Genomic DNA, 16937 nt, shown 5'->3' on the forward strand with positions numbered 1-16937 from the left:
AGAAATTTCGGGAAGCGCTATTGCGGACTTAGGTTACCGGCCCGTAGCGTCCCGCTTGAGCAGCTCGGAAACGCGTCCGTACCTGCTCGTCCGACGCACGTGGAGTCCTGGTCGCGCCCCCCTTGACCCGGGATTCCTCCGGGAGTTCCCGTAGCCCTGAACCTCCCACCGGGGCGCGGTCCTCCCGACCGCTGGGGTCTCGTGGCTCCGGCCCCCCTGGGCCGCGGGACCCCGGTGCACCCGGAGAGCTTGCGCAGATTACGACAAAGCCGCGGGGCGGGTTTGTCATCCGGTGACAAGTGATCCACGCCGAGATCCACATCCGGCGATTCCCGCTGTTCAACGGCTTGTCCTGGCGGATTCGACGGACATAACGTGCGCCTCCTGGTGCATGTGTGACGAGCCGTCCTTGCATTTACCGGAGCCGGAGCGCAGACAGATGACGTCGTTCACCACCACTTCGAGGGAGGGTCGATGGGAATCGAAGTAGTCGTCGAAGGCCTGACGAAATCCTTCGGCAAGCAGAACATCTGGCAGGACGTCAGCCTCACGCTGCCGGCCGGTGAGGTGAGTGTCATGCTCGGTCCCTCCGGTACCGGGAAGACCGTCTTCCTGAAATCCATCATCGGACTGCTGAAGCCGGAAAAGGGCCGTGTCCTCATCAACGGCGTTGACATGGTGAACAGCCCCGAGCGGGAAATCATGGAGACCCGGAAACTGTTCGGGCTCATGTTCCAGGACGGCGCCCTCTTCGGCTCGATGTCGCTCTTCGACAACATCGCCTTCCCCTTGCGTGAACACACCCGCAAGAAGGAGTCCGAGATCCGGCGCATCGTCATGGAGCGGATCGACATCGTCGGACTGCTCGGCGCGGAGGGAAAGCTGCCGGGCGAGATATCCGGAGGTATGCGCAAGCGGGCCGGCCTCGCCCGCGCCCTTGTCCTGGACCCGCAGATCATCCTCTGCGACGAGCCGGACTCCGGGCTCGACCCGGTGCGCACCGCCTACCTGTCGCAGCTCCTCATCGATCTCAACGCGCAGATCGACGCGACGATGCTCATCGTCACCCACAACCTCGACATCGCGGCCACCGTCCCCGACAACATGGGCATGCTGTTCTGCCGCAACCTCGTCACCTTCGGCCCGCGCGAGGTACTGCTCACCAGCGACATGCCCGTCGTCTCCCAGTTCCTCTCCGGGCGCCGCGAAGGCCCGATCGGCATGTCCGAGGAGAAGGACGCGGCCACCCTCGCCGCCGAGCAGACGAACGGCAACGGTTACAGCCACCCCGCCCCGCGCACCGTCGTACCCCAGCTGGAGCCCTCACCCGGTATGCCCGTCAGGCAGGCGGCCCTGCGCCGCCGGGAGCGGGTCATCGCCATGATGGGCCAGCTGCCGGAGGCCGCCCGCACGGCCATCATGAACAGCTACACGCCGACCTTGGACGGTGGGCGCCGATGACGGCACCGCTGCCCGTACGGCCACCCGAGCCGGCTGCCACAGAGGCGGGGGAGAAGCCCCCTCAGCAGAGGCAGCCCTCGCGGCTCCTCGCCCCGCTGCGCCAGACCGGCCAGCTGTTCGCGCTCGCCCTGGCGGTCGCCCGGGCCATCTTCCGACGGCCCTTCCAGGTACGGGAGTTCATCGAGCAGTTCTGGTTCGTCGCCAGCGTCACCATCCTGCCGGCCGCCCTGGTCTCCATCCCGTTCGGTGCGGTCATCGCCCTCCAGGTCGGCTCGCTCACCGAGCAGCTCGGCGCCCAGTCCTTCACCGGTGGCGCCAGCGTCCTCGCCGTCATCCAGCAGGCCAGCCCGCTCATCGTGGCGCTGCTGATCGCCGGGGCGGCCGGCTCCGCCATCTGCGCCGACCTGGGCTCCCGCAAGATCCGCGAGGAGCTGGACGCCATGGAGGTCATGGGCGTCTCGCCCATCCAGCGCCTCGTCGTCCCGCGGGTGCTGGCCACCATGTTCGTCGCCGTGCTGCTCAACGGGCTGGTCTCCGTCGTCGGCACACTCGGCGGCTACTTCTTCAACGTGATCATGCAGGGCGGAACCCCCGGCGCCTACCTCGCCAGCTTCTCCGCACTCGCTCAGCTGCCCGACCTCTACATCGGTGAACTCAAGGCCCTGATCTTCGGCTTCATCGCGGGCATCGTCGCCGCCTACCGGGGACTCAACCCGCGCGGCGGGCCCAAGGGCGTCGGCGACGCGGTCAACCAGTCCGTGGTCATCACCTTCATGCTGCTGTTCGCCGTCAACATGATCATGACGGCGATCTACCTCCAGATCGTCCCCCCGAAGGGGGGCTGACCGATGTCGATGCTCGGCTGGCTCGACCGCTCCGGTGAGCAACTCACCTTTTACGTACGGGCCCTCATCTGGATCCCCCGGACCCTGCGCCGCTACCTCAAGGAGGTGCAGAGGCTGCTCGCCGAGGTCGCCTTCGGCAGCGGCGGCCTCGGGGTCATCGGCGGAACCATCGGCGTGATGATCGCGATGACCCTCGCCACAGGTTCGGTGGTCGGCCTCCAGGGTTACGCCGCTCTCGACCAGATCGGCACCTCCGCCTTCACCGGCTTCATCTCCGCGTACTTCAACACCCGCGAGATCGCCCCGCTCGTCGCGGGGCTCGCCCTCTCCGCGACCGTCGGTGCCGGCTTCACCGCCCAGCTCGGGGCGATGCGGATCAACGAGGAGGTCGACGCACTCGAAGCGATGGGCGTGCGCTCCATGCCCTACCTCGTCACCACGCGGATCATCGCCGGCGTCGTCGCCATCATCCCGCTGTACGCGATCGGCCTGCTCTCCTCCTACCTGGCGTCCCGCTACATCACCGTCCTGTTCAACGGGCAGTCGGCGGGCACCTACGACCACTACTTCAATCTCTTCCTCTCCCCGGACGACGTCCTGCTGTCGGTGCTCAAGGTGCTGATCTTCAGCGTGCTGGTGATCCTCGCCCACTGCTACTACGGCTTCCACGCCACCGGCGGCCCCGCCGGAGTGGGCGTGGCCGTGGGCCGGTCGGTGCGCAACGCCATCGTGCTCATCAGCGTCACCGACTTCTTCCTCTCGCTCGCCATCTGGGGCGCGACGACAACGGTGAAGGTGGCCGGCTGATGTCCTCCTCCACGGCGCAGACGGTGCGCCGCAGACTCGCCGGTGTGGCCTTCGTGCTCGTGCCCGCCGTCCTCGTATGGGTGTCGGTCTCGGTGTACGAGAAGGACTTCGCCGACGACGCCACCGTGACCGTACGCACCGGAAGCGTCGGCAACGAGATGCACGACAACGCGGAGGTGAAGCTGCGCGGCGTCGTGATCGGCGAGGTGCGCCACATCGCGGCCGACGGCGACGGGGCACGGCTCACCCTCGCCATCGAGCCGGACCGGCTCGGGCAGATCCCGGCCGACGTCACCGCTCAGATGCTGCCCACCACCCTCTTCGGGGAACGGTTCGTTGCCCTCGTGCCACCCCCCGTCCCCTCCGCCGAGACCCTCCGGGCCGGGGCGGTGATCCCGCAGGACCGCTCCAGCAACGCCATCGAGCTGGAGGAGGTCCTCGACAACGTCCTGCCGATGCTGACCGCGGTCAAGCCGGAGAAGCTCGCCGCCACCCTCAACGCCGTGTCCCAGGCGCTCGAAGGACGCGGCGACAAGCTCGGCGACACCCTGGTCACCCTCGACGCGCACCTGAAGGAGTTCAACCCGCAACTCCCCACGCTCAACGCGGACATCAAGGAACTCGTCAAGGTGAGCCACCTCTACGCGGACGCCGCCCCCGACGTCCTCGACGCGCTCACCGACTTCACCACCACCAGCGGCACGATCGCCGAGCAGGAGGCGGAGCTGGCCGGCCTGTACGGCTCCACCACCGCCTCCGCGAACGACGTCACCGCCTTCCTGCGGAAGAACAAGGACAACCTCATCCACCTCTCCGCCTCAGGCCGGCCCACACTGGAGCTCCTCGCGGAGTACTCCGACGCCTTCCCCTGCACCCTGCGCACCATGGCCGGGTTCGTCCCCGCCATGGACAAGGCACTCGGCAAGGGCACCGACAAGCCGGGACTCCACGTCACCGTCAAGGCCGTGGAGTCCAAGGGCAAGTACGTGGCCGGCAAGGACACCCCGGTATACGGCGCGACCGGTGGCCCGCACTGCTACTCCGTGCCGTACACGGGCAGGACGGTCCCGACCGCCGAGGCGCGCAAGGCCTCTGCCCCGGCACGTGACGCCGGCGACGCGGACGTGGCAGAAGCACCCAACGCCGGCGACAGCGCGCTCGGAATGCCGAACTCTCCCGAGGAGAGCCGGCTCGTCAACGAACTCGTCGCACCCTCACTCAAGGTCCAGCCACGGTCCCTGCCCGACTGGAGCAGCGTGCTCATCGGTCCGGCCTTCCGCGGTGCGGAGGTGAAGCTCAAGTGAAGCGCCGCTCCCTCGCGGGACCGCTCGTGAAGTCCCTCGTCTTCGTCGTGGTGACCGCGCTGGCCACCACCGTCCTGGCCCTGTCCATCGCCAACACCGGCGTCGGCGACACCACCTCGTACAAGGCGAGGTTCACCGACGCCACCGGACTGGTCGTGGGTGACAGCGTCAGGATCGCGGGCGTCAAGGTCGGACAGGTCGAGTCCATCAGGGTCGCCGACAGACGGCAGGCCGAGGTCGCCTTCGCCGTGCGCAAGGGCCGGAAGCTGCCCGCCTCGGTGACCGCGTCGATCAAGTACCTCAACATGGTCGGTCAGCGCTACATCGACCTCGACCAGGGCGCCGGGCCCGTGGGAGCGACCTTCAGGTCCGGGGCGACGATCCCGCTCTCGCGCACCACCCCCGCGCTCGACCTCACCCAGCTCTTCAACGGCTTCCAGCCCCTCTTCGAAGGTCTGTCCCCGCCGGACGTCAACCAACTGGCCGGCTCCATCGTGCAGGTCCTCCAGGGCGAGGGCGGCACGGTCGACAGCATCCTCTCCCACGTCGGATCGCTGACCGGCACCGTCGCGGCCAAGGACAAGGTGATCGGTGAGGTGATCAAGAACCTCAACACGGTTCTCAAGACCGTCAACGACCGCGAGGCGGGCTTCGACGACCTCGTCGTCACCCTCGAGAAACTCGTCAAGGGCTTCTCCGGCGACCGCAAGCCGCTCGGCGAAGCGGTCACCGCGATGGGTGCGCTCACCACCGTCACCGCGGACCTCCTCCAGGACGGCCGTGCACCCCTGAAGGAGGACATCGCGCAGCTCGGACGCCTCACCGGACAGCTCGACGAGAACGCACCGAAGATCGAGAGCTTCCTGGAGAAGACACCCGCCAAGATGGAGGCGATCACCCGCCTCACCTCGTACGGCTCATGGCTCAACCTCTACCTCTGCGAGGCGAAGGTCGCCGGTGTGACGACCGAGGACGGCAGCGCACCGCCCACCGGCATCACGATCGGCGGATCGAGGTGCACGGGATGAGGATCAAGCCCGTACGGGAACGCAATCCCGTCGCCATCGGCATCATCGGACTCGTCGTCCTGGCCCTCGTCGGCCTCGCCGCCTACCGGGCCGACGCACTGCCCTTCATCGGTGGCGGCACCGCCTACAGCGCCGACTTCACCGAGTCCGCCGGGCTGGACGCCGGCGACGAGGTGCGGATCGCCGGGGTGAAGGTCGGAGAGGTCACCGGTGTCTCGCTCGACGGCGCCGCGGTGAAGGTCGACTTCAAGGTGAAGGACGCCTGGATCGGCAACTCCTCCACCGTCGGTATCGCCGTCAAGACCCTCCTCGGCGAGAAGTACCTCGCCGTCGACCCGCTCGGGGACGCCCCGCAGGACCCGGGCTCCCGCATCACATCGAGCCGCACCACCTCCCCGTACGACGTCACCCAGGCGTTCAACGGACTCGGCGAGACCATCGAGGAGATCGACACCGCCCAGCTGGCCCAGAGTTTCGAGACCATCTCGGACACCTTCAAGGACTCTCCGCCCGACGTACGCAGTGCCGCGGAAGGACTCTCCGCCCTGTCGAAGACCGTCTCCGAGCGCGACGCGCAGCTCGCCACCCTCCTCAAGGGCAGCAAGCAGCTCACCAAGACGCTCGCCACGAAGAAGAGCAGCTTCGAGACCCTGCTGGAGGACGGCAACCTGCTCCTCGGCGAGATCCAGGCCCGCCGCGACTCCATCCACCTGCTGCTCACCGGCACCCGGGACCTCGGCACACAGCTCACCGGTCTCGTCACCGACAACAACAAGCAGCTGCAGCCCACCCTCGACTCGCTGGGACGGGTCACCACCGTGCTGGTGAAGAACCGCAAGAGCCTCGACAAGGTGCTCTCGATGGCCGGAACCTACAACCGGCTCGTGGGCAACACCCTCGGCAACGGCCGGTGGTTCGACAACTACGTCTGCGGGGTCGTCCCCAAGGACTACCTGCCGAAGGACACGCCCCCGACGAACGACTGCATGCCGCCGAAGCAGGGGGGCCGCTGACATGAGACGCACCCGAATCATCGGCATCGGAGCCGGGCTGGCCGTCGTCGCCGTGGCCGTGGGCTCGGGCGTGGTGGCCATGGACCAGGAGGGCACGGCCACCATCACCGCCTACTTCGACCGGGCCACCGGTGTGTACCCCGGGTCGGACCTGCGGATCCTCGGGGTGAAGGTGGGCACGGTCGAATCGGTGAAACCGCGAGGCGAGGAGGTCCGGATCACCCTGCGGCTCGACAAGGGCGTAAAGGTCCCCGCGGACGCGCACGCCGTCGTCGTCGCCCCCAGCCTCGTCGCCGACCGGTACGTCCAGCTCGCTCCGGCCTACACCGGGGGAGAGCGGCTGGAGGGCGGCGCAGTCCTCCCCGCCGCGAACAACGCCACACCCATCGAGGTGGACCAGCTCTACGAGTCGATCACGGAGCTGTCCACGGCGCTCGGCCCCGACGGTGCCAACGCCGACGGAGCGCTCTCCGGACTCCTGGAGACCGGCTCCAAGAACCTCAAGGGCAACGGAGAGGCCATCGGAGACTCCATCGAGCAGTTCGGCAAGGCGACGAAGACGCTCGACAGGTCCAGCGGCAACCTCTTCGACACGCTGTCCTACCTGCAGACCTTCACCACCGTGCTGAAGGAGAAGGACGGCGATGTGCGGACCGCGGAGCAGCAGCTCAACACCGTCACCGGCTTCCTCGCCGACGACAAGGAGAACCTCAGCGCGGCACTGAAGGAGCTGGGCACCGCACTCGGCCAGGTCAAGACCTTCATCCAGAAGAACCGCAGCGCCCTCAAGAAGAACGTGGACCTCCTGGTGCCGCTCACCCAGACCCTGGTCGACCAGCGTGCCTCACTCGCCGAGTCGCTCGACACACTGCCGCTCGCGGCAGGCAACGTGCTCAACGCCTACGACCCGGCGAACCGCACCCTCAACGGGCGCACGAACCTCAACGAGCTGTCCATGGGCGGCCCGCTCACCGAACCCGGGACGGGAACCGCCCGCCTCGAAGGCCTGGCCCCGGTCGACGCCACCCGGCAGAAGGCCCTGCCCGTCCTGCCGCTGCCCGCCGTCGGCACCGTCTACGGCACCCCGGCGGACACAGGGACCCCGAAGAAGACCGGTACGGGCGAGAAGAAGGAGGCGGACCGATGAGCCCCGCCCTGCGCAGACCCGGCACCCGCGCGGTCGCGGGCCTCGGCGCGCTGGTCGCCGCCGGCGTCTGCTTCGTACTCGTCGCCACGACCACCGGCCTGCCGTCGTTCTCAGGCATCGACCAGATGCCGCTGCCCGGCGGAGCCGACCTCGGCGACCACCCGTACGAGATCACCGCAGAGTTCGGGGACGTCCTCAGCCTCGCACCGCAGTCGTCCGTCAAGGTCAACGACGTGGCCGTGGGCCGGGTCACCAAGATCTCCCTCACCCCGGGCAGCTGGACCGCCAAGGTGACCATGCGGGTCAACGGGAAGATCAAGATGCCGGCCAACGCCTACGCCCACCTCGAACAGTCCAGCCTCCTCGGCGAGAAGTACGTCCAGCTCTCACCGCCCGCCGACGGCACGGCCAAAGGCTCGCTGTCCGACGGTGACCGGATCCCGCTCGTCCGCACCAACCGCAACCCCGAGGTCGAAGAGGTCTTCGGTGCCCTGTCCATGCTCCTCAACGGCGGCGGCGTCGCCCAGCTGAAGACCATCACCACCGAGCTCAACAAGGCGCTGGCCGGACAGGAACCCCAGATCCGCTCGATGCTGAGCCGCGTCGACACACTGGTCACCGACCTGGACACCCACAAGGAGGACATCACCGACGCGCTCGACGGCGTCAACCGGCTCGCCGCCACACTCGCCACCCGGAAACAGGACGTCGGGACCGTACTCACCGGCCTCAGCCCCGGCCTGAAGGTACTGGAGAAGCAGCGCGGATCGCTGCTCACCATGCTGCGCTCGCTCGACACGCTCTCCACCGTCGCCGTCGACACGGTCGACAGGAGCAAGGCCGACATGATCGCCGACCTCAAGGCCCTCGCCCCCACCCTCACCGCGCTCGCCGACTCCGGGAACGACCTCCCCGACTCCCTGCAGGTGCTGCTCACCTACCCGTTCACCGACGAGGTGCTGCGCGGAGTGAAGGGCGACTACCTCAACGTCTACCTGGACGTCACCGCCATGCCCGGCACGCAGATCATCCCCGCACTCACCCCGGACGCCCCGGCGGCGACCGGCACCCGGCAGAAGTCCGGCTCGGCGCTGCCCCTGCCGCTTCCCTCGGTCACCGCATCCGGCACGGAGGGCACCCGCTGATGATCACCCTCGCGACCCGGCTCAAGAACATCGCCTTCCTGATCATCGCGGTGCTCGTCCTCGGCTATCTGGGCGTCCGGTACGCCGACCTCGGCCACTACGTCGGCCTGCGCAGCTACTACACCGTCACGGTCCAGCTCCCGCAGACCGGCGGCCTGTTCACCCATTCCAATGTCACCTACCGGGGTGTCTCGGTCGGCCGGGTCGGTCCGATCGAGCTCACCGACGACGGCGTCGAGGCAGAGCTGCGCATCGAGAACGACGCGCCACGCATCCCCGACAGCCTGCAGGCCGTCGTCGCCAGTCTCTCCGCGGTCGGTGAGCAGTACGTCGACCTGCGGCCCACCCGCAAGGACGGCCCGTTCCTGGAGAACGGCTCGGTCATCGACCAGGCCGACACCACCGTTCCCGCGCCCGTCACCGACGTCCTCACCAGTGTCAACGACCTCACCGCCTCCGTCGACACCGAGGATCTGCGCACCGTCGTCGAGGAGTTCGGCGCGGCGTTCGAGGGGCGCGGCGACGACCTCCAGATCCTTCTGGACACCGGCAGCGACTTCGTCGACGCGGCCGACGAGGCACTGCCGACCACCACCAAGCTGATGGCGGACGGCGAGACGGTCCTGCGCACCCAGGCCGAACAGGGCGAGGCGCTCAAGGGGTTCGCGTCCGGAGCCGAGGAACTCGCCGCCGAACTCAAGGGTTCCGACAGTGACCTGAGGCGGCTGATCGCGACGGCGCCCGGTGCCACCGCGCAGATCAGCGGGCTCCTTCGGGACCTCGAACCCGGCTTCGGAGTCGTCGTCGCCAACCTGCTCACCACCTCCGAGGTCGCCGTCACCCGGCAGCGTGGCCTGGAGGAGCTGCTGGTGAAGGTGCCCGCGGTCGCGGCGGCCGGTGCGAGCATCATCGACGAGGACGGAGACGCCCGGTTCGGGATGTCCGTGACCTTCTTCGAGCCGTTGCCCTGCACCGCCGGATACGGCTCCACCACCTACCGCCCCGGCAAGGACCTTTCGCCCGCCCCCGCGGTCAACACCAAGGCGCGCTGCGCCTCCTCGCCCGGCAGCGGCATCAACGTCCGCGGCAGCGCAAACGCACCCGAGGGGGGCGGTGTGCCGAAGCCGGCGAAGCCCGGTTCGCTGCTCGCCGGAACCGGCGGGACCGGGATGCCCGGAGCCCTCGGCGCCACCGGAGACACCGGGCGCGCGGCCGACGGCATGGCGGGCCTGCTGGGCCTGGGAGGTGGCGCGTGAACGCCCGTACCAAGAAGCTGAGCGGATGGGCCGTCATGCCGGCCGCCGTGCTGGTCTGCGCTTTCGGCGGCTGGTCCTACGCGCAGGCGCGCGGCGACGACACCCTGGCGTACGCCAAAGCACGTGACGCTGCGATCGCCGACGGCAGGAGCCACCTCACGCGGCTGAACAGCCTGGACGGCAAGAGCGCCGCGAGCGTGAAGTCCGGGCTCACGGCCTGGCTCGCATCCTCCACGGGCCCGCTGCACGACCGGCTGGAGAGCACCCGGAAGAAGGACACCGCCGAACTCACGGAGTCCGGGGCCACCGCACGCGGCAAGGTCACGGACGCGGCGCTCACGGCGCTCGACGAACGGGCCGGGACGGCGACGCTGATCGCCACCGTGGACGTCGAGATCACCCCGCGCACCGGCAAGGGCGGCACGGAGCGCAAGCGCTTCGAGGCGACCCTGGCCCGCACCGGGGACGGCTGGAAGATCAAGGCACTGGACGCGATACCGGTCGGGAGCGGCGGATGACACGGACCGGAGGGACCACGATCGAGGACGCCTCCTCGAACCCGGACCCGGACGCAGCGGTACGGGACGAAGGGACGGACACCGCCGAGGAGTCGGGCACGCCCCGCCACGCGCACTGGCGCCGCGTTCTCGCGGCGGTCCTGGCCGTCGCCCTGCTGGCTGCCGGGGCCGCCCTCTTCGTCAGGGCACAGCAGCTGCGGGACACCCCCGCCACCTCGAACCGCGCGCTGACCGACACCGCGGAGACCAGCCGGGTCGTGGGCGACGTCAGCAGCGCCCTGGGCAAGGTCTTCTCGTACAGCCCTCAGGGGACCGCCGTCACCAAGGAATCGGCGAAGCGGCTTCTCGCCGGCAAGGCGCTGCAGCAGTACGCGGCACTGTTCGGCCAGGTCGAGAAGCAGGCGGCCGACCAGAAGCTCACACTCACCTCGCAGGCCGTACGCGCGGGAGTCACCCGGCTCGGCGCCCGCAGCGCCCACCTCCTCGTCTTCCTCGACCAGGTCTACGAGCGCGAGGGGAAGGCAGCCACCACGGCGGCGGCGCAGCTCTCGGTGACGGCGGAACTGCGCGGCGGCCGCTGGGTCATCGTCGACATCACCTCCAGGTAGGGAGAGGCACCAATGGCACGGGTACGGACGACGAGGAATCCGCTGGTGGTGGCGGCGATCGTGCTGACCGTCGCGGCGGCCGGCGCGGCGGGCTGGGGCGGCTGGTCGCGCTACGACGCGGCGCACGACGACTCGGCGGCCTACGCCGAGGCCCGCGACGACGCGTTGGCCGCGGGGGAGCAGGCAGTGCAGAACATGAACACGCTCGACCACGCGCAGGTGGAGAAGGGGCTGGACAGCTGGGAGGACTCGACCACCGGCGATCTGCACCAGCAACTCGTCGACGGGCGGGACGCCTTCGTCAAGCAGATCGAGGCGGCCAGGACCGTCAGCACCGCCAAGATCCTGTCGGGCGCGGTGACCGAGCTCGACGACAGGGCCGGCAAGGCGGGGGTGATGGTGGCGCTCCGGGTCACCGTTACCGCCCCGGAGGGCAAGCCCGCGGTCAAGGAGAGCCGGATGCTGGGGCAGCTCACCCGCACCCCCGAGGGGTGGAAGCTCAGCGCCCTCGGCCAGGCGCCGGTCGGTAACACCGCCGGCTGAACCCCGCCCGACCGCCCCGCCCTTCGAGAGGACCACCACATGTCGACGACCCGACACCTCGTCAACCGCCGCCGCCGGCTCGCCACCGTCGCCGCGACGGCCGAACCGCCTCGTACGACCTCGGCCCCGGCACCCGAGGCGGCCGATTCCGAGGCACTGGAGCCCCCCGAGTCGCCGGACTCCCGTCATGCGCCCGAGGACGGGACCGCCGCGGAGGCGGACCCCGGGAGTGAGGCGGAGGACAAGCCCGCCGGGGACGGACGTCCCCGCAGCAGACTGCCGCGCCTGCGCATCCGGCTCCCCGCCGTGCTCTGCGCGGCCACCGTCCTCCTCGGCGCCTTCGCCGCCTGGGCGTTCACATCGGCCGCCACGATCCGTGACGACCCCACGCGGCAGAACACCGCACTCACCGACATCAGCCGGACGAGCGAGGTCAAGGGCCGGATCACCGAGGCCGTGGGTGCCGTCTTCTCCTACACCTACGCCTCGCCGGGGAAGTCGGACCTGGCCGCGCAGAAGTACCTGACCGGCAAGGCGGTCCAGCAGCACAAGGACATGCTCGCCGAGGTACGGGCACAGGCGCCGAAGCAGAAGCTGGTGCTCACCACGACCGTCACCGGGAGCGGCGTCGAGCTGCTCGACGGGGACCGGGCCCGGCTGCTGGTCTTCGCCGACCAGAGCAACACCCGTACCGGCAAGGAGGAGGAGACGACGTACGCCGCGGCCATGTTCGCCGTGGACGCCGTTCACCGCGGTGGCACCTGGCGGATCGCGGCCATCGACACGTTCGCGCGATGACCCAGGAGAGGGAGGACACATGAGGTTCGACGGAACCATGCGCCGCGGGCTCACAGGCACGGCCACCGCGGTCGCGGCCATGGCGGCGCTCACCGCGTCCCAGGCCCCCGGGCTCGCGGGCGGCGCCGCCGCCGACGACATGAGGAACGTGTCGTCGGACGACGTCATCTGGACCGAGGTGCCGAACGACGACAGCTACCACACCGAGCTGCCGCCCCTGCGGTCACCGGAGCCGCCCAGGAGCGGGAAGACCGGGAAGAAGCCCAGCCCGGCGGTCGTACAGACCTGGGCGGAGGCGGGCATCCCCGCAACCGTCCTGGCCGCCTACCGCGACGCGCAGGGCGCGCTCGGCCGCAGCGACCCCGGATGCCAACTCTCCTGGCAGTTGCTCGCCGCCATCGGCAAGGTGGAGTCCGGCCACGCGAGAGGCGGACGGGTGGACGCCGCCGGCACCACGCTCACCCCGATCCTGGGGCCCGTCCTCAACGGAGCCGGCTTCGCCAACATCCCGGACACCGACGGCGGGGCGTACGACGGCGACACCCGGTACGACAGGGCCGTCGGTCCGATGCAGTTCATCCCCTCCACCTGGGCGCACTGGGGCAAGGACGGCAACGGGGACGGCCGCAAGGACCCCGGCAACGTCGTGGACGCGGCCCTCGCCGCAGGGCACTACCTCTGCGCCGGGACCCGCGACCTGTCGGCGAGCGGTGACCTCGACCGCGCGATCCTCAGCTACAACCACTCGGACACCTACCTGCGTACGGTCCTGTCCTGGCTGGAGTTCTACCGCAAGGGCACCCACGCCGTCGCCGACGGCAAGGGCGTGATCCCGAAGAGCCCCGGTGCGGGCAGCCCTCACGCACCGAAGGCTCCGGTCGGAGGCCCCGGCAGCCCGGGCACTCCAGGCAAGGGCGGTGGCATCGTCGTCGGCCCGCAGCCCAGCGGCACCCCGCGACCGTCCACCTCACCCACTCCCACCCCGACGCCCACGGACTCCGGCAGCCCCGACCCCTCCGGATCCCCCAGCCCCACGGACCCGACCCCCGGCCCCGACCCCACCGACAGCGGCCCCACGGATCCGTCCACGACACCGGACCCGACCACGACGCCCGACCCCACCACGACGCCGGACCCGACCACGTCCCCCGACCCGGAGCCCAGCACCACCGATCCCGGCTGCCCCACGGCCCCCACCCAGACGCCGGATCCGGCGGCACCCACCGGCGAGCCCTGCCCCACCCCCACCGCCTGACGGGTCAGCGGGCGTCGAGCACCTCGGACAGGTCGTACCGCACCACTTCCTCCAGCTGCGCGTAGGTGCAGCCGGAAGGGGTGCGGTCCGGCCGCCACCGCCGGAACTGGGTGGTGTGGCGGAAACGGTCACCTTCCATGTGGTCGTACGCCACCTCGCAGACCCGTTCCGGCGCGAGTGCCACCCAGGAGAGGTCCTTCTTGCCCGACCAGCGGCTCGGGGCGCCCGGCAGCCGTGACCCCTCGTGCGCCGTCGCGTCCGCCCAGGCCGCCCACGGGTGCCCGGCGGGGTCGATGCGCAACGGGTCAAGCTCCTCCAGGAGTTCGGCGCGCCGCTTCATCGAGAAGGCCGCACACACCCCCACGTGCTGCAGGGCGCCCCCGGAGTCGTACAGACCGAGCAGCAGTGAGCCGACCACCGGGCCGCTCTTGTGGAAGCGGTAGCCCGCCACCACGCAGTCGGCTGTTCGCTCGTGCTTGATCTTGTACATGACGCGGGCGTCGGGCCGGTACGGCAGATCGAGCGGTTTGGCTACCACTCCGTCGAGCCCCGCCCCCTCGTACCGCTCGAACCACTCCCGCGCGAGAGCCGGGTCCGTGGTGGACGGGGCGAGGTGGACGGGTGCCGAGGCGCCGGCCAGGGCCCCTTCCAGGACCGTCCGCCGTTCGGTCTGCGGAGTGGCGAGCAGAGACGTGTCGTCCAGGGCGAGGATGTCGAAGGCGACGAAACTCGCCGGAATCTGCTCGGCCAGCATCCGCACCCGGGAATCGGCCGGATGGATGCGCTCGCTCAGCCGGTCGAAGTCCAGCCGGCCCTCGTACGGCAGGACGATCTCGCCGTCGATCACACACCGCGGCGGAAGGTTCTCCCGCACGGCGGTGACCACCTCCGGGAAGTAACGGGTGAGGGGCTTCCCCGTCCGGCTGCCGATCACCACCTCGTCGCCGTCCCGGTGCACGATCGCCCGGAAGCCGTCCCACTTCGCCTCGTACTGCATACCGGGGGGAATCGCGGACACGGACTTGGCGAGCATCGGCTTCACGGGAGGCATCACCGGCAGGTCCATGGCCCGATTCTCACTCAACGCACCGAGCATGTCTTCCGATATGCGGCGTATGTGGGCCCGGCCTACGGTGGCCGACATGGGAGCAGGAGCAGCGGTGGAGCTGGACGTGGACGGACGGGCCGTACGGCTGTCCAACCCGGACAAGGTGTACTTCCCGGCGAAGGGCTACACGAAGAAGGACGTGGCCGACTACTTCCAGGCCGTGGGGCCGGGGATCCTCCGCGCTCTGCGCGAGCGGCCCACCACCCTCCAGCGCTTCGTCGACGGGGTCGAGGGTGACTTCTTCTACCAGAAGCGGGCACCGAAGAACCTCCCCGACTGGACCCCCACCGCCCGGATCGAATTCCCCAGCGGCCGGCACGCCGACGAGATGTGCCCCACCGAGCTGGGAGCCGTCCTCTGGGCGGCCAACCTCGGCACCCTGACCTTCCACCCCTGGCCGGTGCGCAGGGCCGACACCGACCACCCCGACGAGCTCCGTATCGACCTCGACCCACAGCCCGGTACCGATTACGCCGATGCGGTGAGGGCGGCCCACGAGCTGCGCTCGGTGCTGGACGACCACGGACTGCGCGGCTGGCCCAAGACCTCCGGCGGGCGCGGCATCCACGTCTTCGTCCCGATCGTCCCGGAGTGGACGTTCACCCAGGTCAGGCGCTCCGCCATCGCGGTGGGGCGGGAACTGGAGCGCAGGATGCCTGACCGGGTGACCACCGCCTGGTGGAAGGAGGAACGGGGCGAGCGGATCTTCGTCGACTACAACCAGACGGCCCGTGACCGCACCATCGCCTCCGCCTACTCCGTACGCCCCTTCCCGCACGCCCCCGTCTCCGCTCCGCTGCGCTGGGAGGAGATCGACGACGCCGAGCCCCGCGACTTCGACCTCCGGACCATGCCGGCGCGGTACGCGGAGGTGGGCGACCTGCATGCCGACATGGACGACCACGCCTTCCGGCTCGATCAGCTGCTGGAGCTGGCGAGACGGGACGAACACGAGCACGAGCTCGGCGATCTGCCCTACCCGCCGGAGTATCCGAAGATGCCGGGCGAGCCGAAGCGGGTGCAGCCCAGCCGCGCCCGCCGCGACACCGGTGACGACGCGTGAGCGCCGACGAGGGGACCACTGAGTCTCCCTCGCACGGCGCGCACGGCAGGCCCCCGACGCGGGCCGAGAAGTGGGCCTCGTACAAGCAGTCGCCGTACGTCCCGGCGTTCGTGCTGGTCTTCATCCTCGCCGCCGCGGCCGGGCTCTTCGCCGGCTCGTACACCTATACGATGGCGGACCCCACGCCGCGCCGGATCCCCGCCGCCGTGGTCAGCGGCGTCGGGGACCGGGGCGGGACGGAGTTCATCGCGGGGATGGAGAAGGCCCTCGACGCCTCCCTCCAGCTGCACCCGTACGCCACCCGGGGCGCCGCTCGTCTGGCCATGGAGGAGCAGAAGGTCTTCGTGACCGTGCGGCCGGGGAAGCGCGGGGTGGCCATGGACATCGCCGGGGCCGGCGGGGCCACGGTCGCCCAGCTGCTCGCCGAGACCGGCGCGAAGGTCGCGAAGGCGACCGGGGTCCCCGTGACGATCACGGACGTCAAGCCCCTCCAGAAGGGCGACCCGCGCGGGCTGGCGCTCTTCTACATCTCGCTGGCCGCCGTCATCATCGGCTTCGTCGGAGCCATCCAGCTCAGCGTCCACGCGCGGGCGCTCAACCCGCTCGAACGGATCGGCTTCACCCTCGCCTACGCCCTGCTGGGCGGCTTCGCGATCGCCGCGGTGGTGGACTGGCTGATCGGCGCGCTGGACCTGCCGTTCGTCGAGTCCTGGCTGATCCTCGCGTTCACGATGTTCGCCTCGGGCATGGTCTTCACCATGTTCAACACCATCATGGGGCGCTGGGCGATGATCCCCACCTGGGGGCTCATGGTGCTGCTGGGCAATCCGTCGTCGGGCGGCGCGGTCTCCTGGCCGCTGCTGCCCTCGGCGCTCGGGCACATCGGCCGGTGGCTGCCGCCCGGCGCCTCGGTCAACGCCCAGCACACGGCGGTCTACTACCAGGGCCACCAGTACGCCTTCCCGTTCCTGGTGCTGACGGGCTGGGCGCTCGTCTCCTGCACGGTCTTCTGGGTCTGGCGCCACCGGCACCCAGGAG

17 protein-coding genes are annotated in these 16937 nt (G+C 69.9%); 16 read left to right on the forward strand and 1 reads right to left on the reverse strand.

Annotation, left to right across the window (positions count from 1 at the left end; translation table 11 throughout):
• The first annotated feature begins 474 nt into the window (after window positions 1-474).
• Genes ACFWFI_RS11815 through ACFWFI_RS11880 form a run of 14 tightly spaced genes read left to right on the forward strand, consistent with a single transcriptional unit; the run spans window position 475 to window position 13728 of the window.
• Window positions 475-1461, forward strand: a complete 987-nt coding sequence (locus ACFWFI_RS11815) for an ABC transporter ATP-binding protein (RefSeq protein WP_387388120.1) — start codon at window positions 475-477, stop codon at window positions 1459-1461.
• The gene (locus ACFWFI_RS11820; protein WP_387388122.1) at window positions 1458-2306 is read left to right on the forward strand and encodes an MlaE family ABC transporter permease; all 849 of its coding nucleotides are present in this window, start codon (window positions 1458-1460) and stop codon (window positions 2304-2306) included. The genes ACFWFI_RS11815 and ACFWFI_RS11820 overlap by 4 nt, the downstream gene beginning before the upstream one ends.
• A gap of 3 nt (window positions 2307-2309) precedes the next feature.
• Window positions 2310-3113, forward strand: coding sequence for an MlaE family ABC transporter permease (locus tag ACFWFI_RS11825; RefSeq protein ID WP_031094766.1), 804 nt, complete (start codon window positions 2310-2312; stop codon window positions 3111-3113).
• Window positions 3113-4417: an MCE family protein gene (locus ACFWFI_RS11830; RefSeq protein ID WP_387388124.1), complete on the forward strand. Its 1305-nt coding sequence runs from the start codon at window positions 3113-3115 to the stop codon at window positions 4415-4417. The genes ACFWFI_RS11825 and ACFWFI_RS11830 overlap by 1 nt, the downstream gene beginning before the upstream one ends.
• Entirely contained in the window at window positions 4414-5445 is a 1032-nt protein-coding gene (locus ACFWFI_RS11835) for an MCE family protein (protein ID WP_387388126.1), read from the forward strand. Before ACFWFI_RS11830 ends, ACFWFI_RS11835 begins: the two co-directional genes overlap by 4 nt.
• Window positions 5442-6458 carry an MCE family protein gene (locus ACFWFI_RS11840; RefSeq protein WP_387388128.1) on the forward strand — a complete coding sequence of 339 codons (1017 nt, stop codon included), beginning with the start codon at window positions 5442-5444 and terminating at the stop codon, window positions 6456-6458. The genes ACFWFI_RS11835 and ACFWFI_RS11840 overlap by 4 nt, the downstream gene beginning before the upstream one ends.
• 1 nt (window position 6459) lies before the next feature.
• Complete coding sequence (locus ACFWFI_RS11845; RefSeq protein ID WP_387388130.1) at window positions 6460-7605, forward strand: MCE family protein; 1146 nt, start codon at window positions 6460-6462, stop codon at window positions 7603-7605.
• Window positions 7602-8750, forward strand: coding sequence for an MCE family protein (locus ACFWFI_RS11850; protein ID WP_387388131.1), 1149 nt, complete (start codon window positions 7602-7604; stop codon window positions 8748-8750). The genes ACFWFI_RS11845 and ACFWFI_RS11850 overlap by 4 nt, the downstream gene beginning before the upstream one ends.
• Window positions 8750-10006, forward strand: a complete 1257-nt coding sequence (locus ACFWFI_RS11855) for an MCE family protein (protein ID WP_387388133.1) — start codon at window positions 8750-8752, stop codon at window positions 10004-10006. The genes ACFWFI_RS11850 and ACFWFI_RS11855 overlap by 1 nt, the downstream gene beginning before the upstream one ends.
• Window positions 10007-10041: 35 nt before the next feature.
• Complete coding sequence (locus ACFWFI_RS11860) at window positions 10042-10524, forward strand: hypothetical protein (protein ID WP_387388143.1); 483 nt, start codon at window positions 10042-10044, stop codon at window positions 10522-10524.
• On the forward strand, window positions 10521-11132 hold the full coding sequence (locus ACFWFI_RS11865; RefSeq protein ID WP_387388135.1) for a hypothetical protein: 612 nt from the start codon (window positions 10521-10523) through the stop codon (window positions 11130-11132). The genes ACFWFI_RS11860 and ACFWFI_RS11865 overlap by 4 nt, the downstream gene beginning before the upstream one ends.
• Before the next feature lie 12 nt (window positions 11133-11144).
• Complete coding sequence (locus tag ACFWFI_RS11870; RefSeq protein ID WP_387388137.1) at window positions 11145-11675, forward strand: nuclear transport factor 2 family protein; 531 nt, start codon at window positions 11145-11147, stop codon at window positions 11673-11675.
• A 39-nt stretch (window positions 11676-11714) separates the two neighbouring features.
• A complete protein-coding gene (locus ACFWFI_RS11875; protein WP_387388138.1) occupies window positions 11715-12473 on the forward strand; it encodes a hypothetical protein in 759 nt (252 codons plus the stop codon).
• A 19-nt stretch (window positions 12474-12492) separates the two neighbouring features.
• On the forward strand, window positions 12493-13728 hold the full coding sequence (locus tag ACFWFI_RS11880) for a lytic transglycosylase domain-containing protein (protein ID WP_387388139.1): 1236 nt from the start codon (window positions 12493-12495) through the stop codon (window positions 13726-13728).
• 4 nt (window positions 13729-13732) lie between these two features.
• Here ACFWFI_RS11880 and ACFWFI_RS11885 read toward each other — a convergent pair whose 3' ends face one another.
• Window positions 13733-14794 (reverse strand): ATP-dependent DNA ligase, encoded by a 1062-nt coding sequence (locus ACFWFI_RS11885; protein WP_387388144.1) that lies wholly within the window; start codon window positions 14792-14794, stop codon window positions 13733-13735.
• 94 nt (window positions 14795-14888) lie between these two features.
• On the opposite strand from ACFWFI_RS11885, the gene ligD reads away from it, so the two are divergent.
• A complete protein-coding gene (gene ligD / locus ACFWFI_RS11890; RefSeq protein WP_387388146.1) occupies window positions 14889-15899 on the forward strand; it encodes a non-homologous end-joining DNA ligase in 1011 nt (336 codons plus the stop codon).
• A partial coding sequence (locus ACFWFI_RS11895) for an ABC-2 transporter permease (RefSeq protein ID WP_387388140.1) occupies window positions 15896-16937 on the forward strand: 1042 nt, incomplete at its 3' end. The genes ligD and ACFWFI_RS11895, both read left to right, overlap by 4 nt.

Source organism: Streptomyces sp. NPDC060209, assembly GCF_042728155.1.
GTDB lineage: Bacteria > Actinomycetota > Actinomycetes > Streptomycetales > Streptomycetaceae > Streptomyces.